10 protein-coding genes are annotated in these 7,202 nt (G+C 41.0%); all 10 read left to right on the plus strand.

The features are described from left to right. Nucleotides 1-279 precede the first annotated feature (279 nt). The 10 genes from GVO60_RS21890 (at nt 280) to GVO60_RS21965 (ending at nt 7,083) form a co-directional block, all read left to right on the plus strand. Nucleotides 280-729 (plus strand): GNAT family N-acetyltransferase, encoded by a 450-nt coding sequence (locus GVO60_RS21890; RefSeq protein ID WP_159657837.1) that lies wholly within the window; start codon nt 280-282, stop codon nt 727-729. A 140-nt stretch (nt 730-869) separates the two neighbouring features. Then, nucleotides 870-1,436: an HNH endonuclease gene (locus GVO60_RS21895; RefSeq protein WP_159657839.1), complete on the plus strand. Its 567-nt coding sequence runs from the start codon at nt 870-872 to the stop codon at nt 1,434-1,436. A 146-nt stretch (nt 1,437-1,582) separates the two neighbouring features. Next, a complete protein-coding gene (locus tag GVO60_RS21905; protein WP_159657843.1) occupies nt 1,583-2,035 on the plus strand; it encodes an NUDIX hydrolase in 453 nt (150 codons plus the stop codon). Between the two features lie 741 nt (nt 2,036-2,776). Beyond that, nucleotides 2,777-3,199: a hypothetical protein gene (locus GVO60_RS21915; protein WP_159657845.1), complete on the plus strand. Its 423-nt coding sequence runs from the start codon at nt 2,777-2,779 to the stop codon at nt 3,197-3,199. A 190-nt stretch (nt 3,200-3,389) separates the two neighbouring features. After that, nucleotides 3,390-3,647, plus strand: a complete 258-nt coding sequence (locus tag GVO60_RS21920; protein WP_012128217.1) for a type II toxin-antitoxin system Phd/YefM family antitoxin — start codon at nt 3,390-3,392, stop codon at nt 3,645-3,647. After that, nucleotides 3,635-3,937: a type II toxin-antitoxin system RelE/ParE family toxin gene (locus GVO60_RS21925; protein WP_012128216.1), complete on the plus strand. Its 303-nt coding sequence runs from the start codon at nt 3,635-3,637 to the stop codon at nt 3,935-3,937. The genes GVO60_RS21920 and GVO60_RS21925 overlap by 13 nt, the downstream gene beginning before the upstream one ends. A 777-nt stretch (nt 3,938-4,714) precedes the next feature. Next, on the plus strand, nt 4,715-5,290 hold the full coding sequence (locus tag GVO60_RS21945) for a hypothetical protein (RefSeq protein ID WP_159657847.1): 576 nt from the start codon (nt 4,715-4,717) through the stop codon (nt 5,288-5,290). 231 nt (nt 5,291-5,521) lie between these two features. Further along, nucleotides 5,522-5,788: a hypothetical protein gene (locus GVO60_RS21950; RefSeq protein ID WP_053321355.1), complete on the plus strand. Its 267-nt coding sequence runs from the start codon at nt 5,522-5,524 to the stop codon at nt 5,786-5,788. Nucleotides 5,789-5,949: 161 nt separating this feature from the next. Then, nucleotides 5,950-6,378, plus strand: a complete 429-nt coding sequence (locus GVO60_RS21955; RefSeq protein WP_159657849.1) for a GNAT family N-acetyltransferase — start codon at nt 5,950-5,952, stop codon at nt 6,376-6,378. A 150-nt stretch (nt 6,379-6,528) separates the two neighbouring features. Continuing rightward, nucleotides 6,529-7,083 carry a DUF4145 domain-containing protein gene (locus tag GVO60_RS21965; protein ID WP_159657851.1) on the plus strand — a complete coding sequence of 185 codons (555 nt, stop codon included), beginning with the start codon at nt 6,529-6,531 and terminating at the stop codon, nt 7,081-7,083. Nucleotides 7,084-7,202 lie beyond the last annotated feature (119 nt).

Below are 7,202 nucleotides of genomic sequence, written 5' to 3' on the forward strand. Positions count from 1 at the left end.
ATCTTTCTTTCTCAGTGAGGTGTGTATATTTCATAGCTTTACTTCTTGGCGGGAGCAAAATCATGATTATCGCATCTCACTGTTTTATTTTTCAGTGGTGTCGCACTTCGTACTTGAATCCAAGACACATAACAAACTGTTTAAGAGTGATTCGCAACGCGTGGCATTTTTACTATGCGTTGACTTTAGTGTTTAAGGTGGTATGCGGGAGTTTCGGTATTGCGTTGCTCACACCTTAACAGGGCGTTATGCCTTTCTACAATAAAATGGATTTTGTACATGGAAATAGTAAAAGCGACAATTGAACAATTAGACTTGGTTTCTCCTCTTTTTGATGCGTATCGAGTGTTTTATGGTCAAGAAAGCGACCTCACTGTTGCTCGTGAGTTTATTGAGTCGCGCTTAAATAATGATGAGTCCATTATATATCTAGCACTTGATGATAAAGGTAATGGTTTAGGTTTTATTCAATTGTATCCAAGCTTCTCTTCTGTTTCGGCTGCTAGAACTTGGGTTCTAAACGACTTATTCGTTCTAGACACAGCAAGGAGGCAAGGGGTGGCAAAGAAGCTAATGGAAGCAGCGAAAGATATGGGGAAAAAGGATAATGTTAAAGGTCTAGCTCTAGAGACTGCTGAGAGTAATGTGAATGCCCAGAAACTGTATGAGTCTTTAGGTTATGAAAGGGAGTCAGGGACGTATCATTACTTCTTGCAACTACAGGCATAACAAGGCGTTTAAGGCAGATTCCCAACGCTTGGCGTTCTCAGTTCAAGGTTGGGCTATGTGATTACGGTGGTATGGTTAGGTTTTGTGGTGGCGTTGCTCACTACTTAACGCGGCGTTAGCCAAAACTAGAAGGATGGAAAATGAAGGAAAAAATAAAGCAAGCATTTGTTCGGTATGATGAGGGAGAAAGACCCCAGAATTATGGTCGACCTGGTCATTGGTATGTACTTGACCAAGAAAATGTAATATATCCGGCAAAGATCATTTGGGCTCTTGCTAATAATATTTCAGATACAACAGACTTTCATTCCAAATATGCACGAGAGCAATTTGTCTTGAATGGTTTTGGTTTGTTTGATAGCCGGAATCAAAAGGACAATGATTTCGATATTGCAGTTAATATAGCTATTCAAGACAGTTCCGTAAATCGTCGAAAACGATTGTCTCAAGCAACTAAGAAACCCAAGGTTATTTATGAAATGGTCAAACGATTCAAACGTAACCCTGATGTAGTGGCAGAAGTTCTCCTACGCGCAGACGGTAAATGTGAAGGTTGTAATGAAGCGGCTCCTTTCCCTCGTCGTACAGATGGAACTGGATATCTTGAAGTTCATCATAAGTTGCCTCTAGCTAAGGGAGGTGAAGACACTGTAGAAAATGCAGTTGCTATGTGCCCTAATTGTCATCGCGAAGCACATTTTGGCTAACAAACTGTTCAAGAGTGATTCGCAACGCGTGGCATTTTTACTATGCGTTGTGTTTGGTGTCTAAGGTGGCATGCGGCGGCTTTTGTGTTGCGTCGCTCACACCTTAACAGGGCGTTAGCCGACTATCGTAGTTTCTAGGTATAAAAATGATTCCAATAAATAATTCAATTGTTTCCGGTGTGGCATTGTCGGAAATTAATGGTGAAACAAAGATGCTTCTAATGAAGCGAGTGAAAGGTGGTTTTTGGTGCCATGTTGCAGGTTCAATGGAAGAAGGTGAGCTGCCTTGGCAAACCATCGTTCGAGAGTTTCAGGAAGAAACCCAGATTGAAGTGAAGGAACTGTACAATGGTCAATTCTTAGAGCAGTTCTATGAGTCCTACTCGAACGTTATTGAAGTCATCCCAGTCTTTGTCGTTAAGTGTCAAGCGAATCAAGAAGTCGTTCTTAATCACGAACACACAGATTATAAATGGTGCAGCTTAGAAGAAGCGTTAGAGTTATCGCCTTTTCCAACACAACATGCAGCATTCAAGCACGTTTGGGAGTATTTTGTAGACAAGCCAATTAATGAGCTATGTCGTATAAAACTCGGCTAACAAGCAATTCAAGCTGATTCGCAACGCTCGGCACTTTCGGTTTTAATTAGTTTGGTGATTACGGCGAAGTGTTTGAGTATGGTGGCAGCGTAGCTCACAACTTAATTGGGCGTTAGTTTGCAAGAGGAAAAACGCAGCTATATCGCAGGATCTAGTGGTAAAAGCTCAAAGTCGAAATTGTCGTATCGGCGTTCAATTTCAGTGTTAACGAGCGTGGTGAAAATCCAAAATTGGCATCTTTTTAACGGTTGGTTTGTTCTTTGTTGTGGCTACTTTTGGGTTAATTGAGCTGAACTCTTTTGTTGAAACTCTGCTCGTTAAGTTTGCTGGTACAAAAGCCGATTTACTCGCTGAAATAACGTTTTCTCTGAAGTGGTAAATTCATGTGGTTTCAGTGACTCTGTTGAAAGTCCGCATTGTGATATTGGTTTTCCAAAAGCGCTTTTTGGTGTTGTGAGTTCGTTTTCTGCGGCGTTGTTTGTTCCATGTGGTTTCATTGATTAGCCGCTTTTAGACTACGCCTGACTTAAGTGCATCAAAACACATAAAGTTTATTGTTTGCAAAGTCTAAAATGACTTAAAATCAACGCTTTGGGTTTGCAAACTAACAAACTGCTCAAGAGGGATTCACAACGCGTGGCATTTTTACTATGCGTTGATTTTAGTGATTAAGGCGGTATGCAGCGGCTTCGGTATTGCGTTGTTCACCCCTTAGCAGAGCGTTATGTACTTGGAGGGTATATGTACGAAATTGCGCAAAAAATTAGAGAGGTGTTTCTTGAAAATCGAGCCGAAATTGACCTCCCTTTCTTTCATCGTTTTCCAGTAAACAGTTGCGAAAGTGCCTCATATTTTCTTGGTGCTCTCCTAGCGAAGTTTTTATCAGATAAAGAAGTGTTTGTCGTTCATGGCTATAAACATTCATCTGATGAAAGCCATTTTTGGGTTGAAGTTGATGGTAAAGTTATTGATATCACGGTAGATCAGTTTACTGAGTTCTCTGAGCCAATATATGGAGCAGAAGTACACCCGCTATCTGCCAAGTTCAAGCCTGACTCTAAAGTAGAGGCTATCAAAGGCATTAATCAGTTTGACTTAGTTAATCAAGAAAAGAAAAAAGAAATACTAGACCAAATATTGCATTTACTTCAAGCACGTACATAACAAGGCGTTTAAGGCGGATTCACAACGCTTGGCGATTTCAGTTCAAGTTGAATTTAGTGTTTAAGGCACAATGGTTTAGGTTTGGTGATTGGCGTTGTTCACCACTTAACGCGGCGTTAGCCGTCATGGAGCTTGCTATACTCAAAGTGATAGAATAGTATCACTTTAGTATTCCTTTGGAGCAGCTCTCATGAAAGTAGAACTAGTTACATCACTCAAGCGTCAAGCAACTAAGATCCTCGCCGATCTCCACGACACCAAAGAACCAGTGTTAATTACTGAGCATGGTAAGCCATCCGCGTATCTCGTTGATGTTGATGACTACGAGTTTATGCAAAATCGTTTAGCTATTCTTGAGGGTATTGCACGAGGTGAGCGTGCACTAGCTGGCGGTAAAGTGGTAAGTCATGATGAAGCCAAGGACAAAATGTCAAAATGGCTGAAATAATCTGGACTGAGCCAGCGTTATCAGACCTCAACGATATCGCTGAATACATCGCACTTGAAAATATCGTAGCTGCAAAGCAGTTAGTGCAAACGATCTTCTCCAAAGTCGAACGCCTACAAACTTTCCCAGAGTCAGGTCGTATTCCACCCGAGCTAGAACATTTAAGTTATCGTGAAGTTGTCGTTAATCCATGTCGTGTTTTCTATAAACAAGACAGTGACAAAGTGTTTATTCTGTTTGTTATGCGTGCAGAGAGAGATTTACGTAAGTTCTTGTTGAGTAAGCAATAACCTTTGGGAATGAGCGGCTAACAAACTGTTCAAGAGGGATTCGCAACGCGTGGCATTTTTACTATGCGTTGGTTTTGGTGTTTAAGGTGGTATGCGGTGACTTTGGTATTGCGTTGCTCACCCCTTAGCAGGGCGTTAGTCGCCAGAAAAAGCTAGCAGTCAAAATCATGTTTCTAAGCTCAAAACTTGGCTACTGGTTGTTTGATTCATAGTTCCATCTTCGACGGTCAAAGCTCAGTTTCATCGGTTCTAAATCAATGCATTACTATTTTCCAAGCGGTTGTTTCGTTCTTTGGTGGTGATAGAGCGGGGTAATCGAAAATCTGTTTTTGGTTGCAAATCTGCTCGGTGAGTTTGTTGGTTTAAAAGCTTATTTACTTGCTGAAAGGACGTTTTCTCTGGTGTGGTAAGTTCCACGTGGTTTCAGTGACTTTGTTGAAAGTCCGCACTGTGAGATTGGTTTTCCAAAAGCGCTTTTTTGGTGTTGTCAGTCCGTTTTCTGCGGCGTTGGCTGTTCCAAGTGGTTTCATTGAGTAGCCGCTTTGAGACTACGCCTGACTTAAGTGCATCAAAACACATAAAGCTTGTTGTTCGCAAAGTTTAGTTTGGCTTAAAATTGTCGCTCGGTGCCTCGCGACTAACAAACTGCTCAAGAGGGATTCGCAACGCGTGGCATTTTCACTATGCGTTGATTTTAGTGATTAAGGTGGTTTGCAGCGGCTTTTGTATTGCGTTGCTCACCCCTTAGCAGGGCGTTAAGCGTATTTGGAGTAAAATTTGAGTTACGGTTATAGATTAAATGTAGAGCAGTTGATGCTTAAAAATGCTAATGAAAAGTGGCAAAAGGCAATTGCTCAATTTGTTTCTGTGAGAGATTCAGTTCCTGAAACGGGTGTTGATTTTTATATTAATGCGCCGGGTATGCATGATGACAATACGATATCACTTTGTATCGAAGCTGTCTTAGGTTGGGCAATTTCTGCTGAGGGGTTTGTTAATCTAGCTTGGCAGACCTGTCCAGACACCAAACAAATAGATGAAAAAGATTATAAATCTACGATTGGTAAAATTAAGTATCTTTGTAAAGTGAATGATATAAATTATGGTTCTCTGTCTTGGCGAGATTCGTTGTCACAACTATTTGAATTACGAAATAGTCTAGTTCATTTTAAAGTACCTATCACATATGTTGGTTTTAGTTTTGCTCCTAAATACCAACAAGCCTTCTCAGATACAAATATGTTGAAATATCAAAAGTCTGTAATTAGTTTAATCAATGACTTAGGCAAAAAGCTAAACATGGACGTAAGTTTTACTTCTGGTAATTATGAACTTTTTTATTATGACGAGTAGCTATGAATAATACGCTTAACAAAGCGTTTAAGACGGATTCCCAACGCTTGGCATTTTTGGTTTACTTCGGCTTTAGTGTTTACGGCACAATACTTTAAGTGCAGTGGTCTGCGTTGCTCACCACTTAACGCGGCGTTAGGCGCTTGGTTTAAAACGTAAGATCAAGCTCTTGGAAGTTGTGTCTTAAATCATTGATAATGTGTCCAAACTATCTAGTAACTGAGTTTGTATATGGAAACCTCAAAAGAAGAACTTCTAGCCTTATTAACGAAAGAGTGCGAATTGTACTCGTCTATTCCTGCAAGTGAGCAACAGCAAAAGCGGGATAAAAAGTGCTTTATAAATGGTTTGATGACTGCTTGCCGAGTGGTCGGTATCAGTTTTGAAGAACTGAACGCGATAATAGAATTGATGCCTCAACAGCCAAAGTTCAAAGATATAGATGAGCAGTTATCTATCCCTACATATGTACGGAACAACGTTGAGATTCAGTTATAAAACGTGGCTACGCGCCTAACAAACTGTTCAAGAGGGATTCGCAACGCGTGGCATTTTCACTATGCGTTGGTTTAAGTGATTAAGGTGGTATGCGGCGGCTTTGGTATTGCGTTGCTCACCCCTTAACAGGGCGTTATACGCTTTTGAGGAAATAGTCCAATATGAACAAGGTAGTATTCAGACATTGCGATGAGAATAGTCAGTATTGGGTTGCTCTAGAGAAGCTGTTTCAAACAGAATGGTCTGATTTTCTGTTCATAGATACTTATAAGCCACAATCTAATCTTCCACCGGTAATTGTCGCTCTCAGAGACAATCAAGTTATCGGTGGTCTTGCTTACTCGCGCTTTAAAGAACCTCATGGTGACTCAGAGGTTATTTGGTTTAATGCTGTTTATGTTTCACCTGAGTGGCGTGGTCAAGGTATTGCTAGCGAACTGATTAACCGGGGTGTTAGCCAAGTATCAGCAGCAACTCAAAGTAACCTGTATGTTTACACCAATGTACCATCGTTGTACGAGTCATTAGGTTGGTTAACAGTTGATATTGAAAGTGAGCCAAATCATAAGGTTATGAAAGTTTCGTTGTAGTGTCAGCACGCGTATAACAAACTGTTCAAGAGGGATTCGCAACGCGTGGCATTTTCACTATGCGTTGGTTTTAGTGTTTAAGGTGGTATGCGGCGGCATCGGTATTACGTTGCTCACCCCTTAACAGGGCGTTAACTGGCTAGGAGTAATATGGAACATATTGTAGAAATTATCAAAGCTCTGGCTTGGCCAGTGGCAGTCGTATGGCTTGGCTATCTATTTCGAAATGAAGTTAGAGGCTTAATGGGGCGTCTAACTGCATTAAAATACGGTGATACTGAGATTAGTTTTAATCGTGGTTTGGAGAAAGCAGAGCAACAAGCTTCTGAAATCCCCCAATCTGAAGAAGTTATTCACGAATCGACAGCTGAAGAACTAAGTCAAAAAGAACAGCTCTATCGTTTGGCTGAAATATCCCCACGCGCCGCAATTGTAGAAGCTTGGACTTTGATCGAAACTGCAGCAGTTAAAAGTGATTTAACCACCGGGGCTACTTTCAAGCGAACTAGTCCTAAACTTATACTCGATCATTTAGCTAGCACTGGTAACTTTAGTCCAAACAGTATTGAGGTTATCAATAGCCTAAGGCAGTTACGTAATCGCGCTAGTCATTTACCTGATTTTGCAATTACGCAGGAAGAGGCGGAGCGTTACTTAGACTTAGCTATAAAAAGTGCGCATGCCATCGAAGCCATCGCCACTTAGTATCAAGTTTGAAGTGCGACACTTTCTACAGATGCGCATGAATATACTCCGTTGGTGTCCTATACCCAAGTCTTTTGCGTGGGCGCGTATTTAATTTGTGTGCAATTTTATTGCAGAGC

The organism is Vibrio atypicus (genome assembly GCF_009811315.1).
In the GTDB taxonomy this organism is placed as follows: Bacteria; Pseudomonadota; Gammaproteobacteria; order Enterobacterales; family Vibrionaceae; genus Vibrio; species Vibrio atypicus.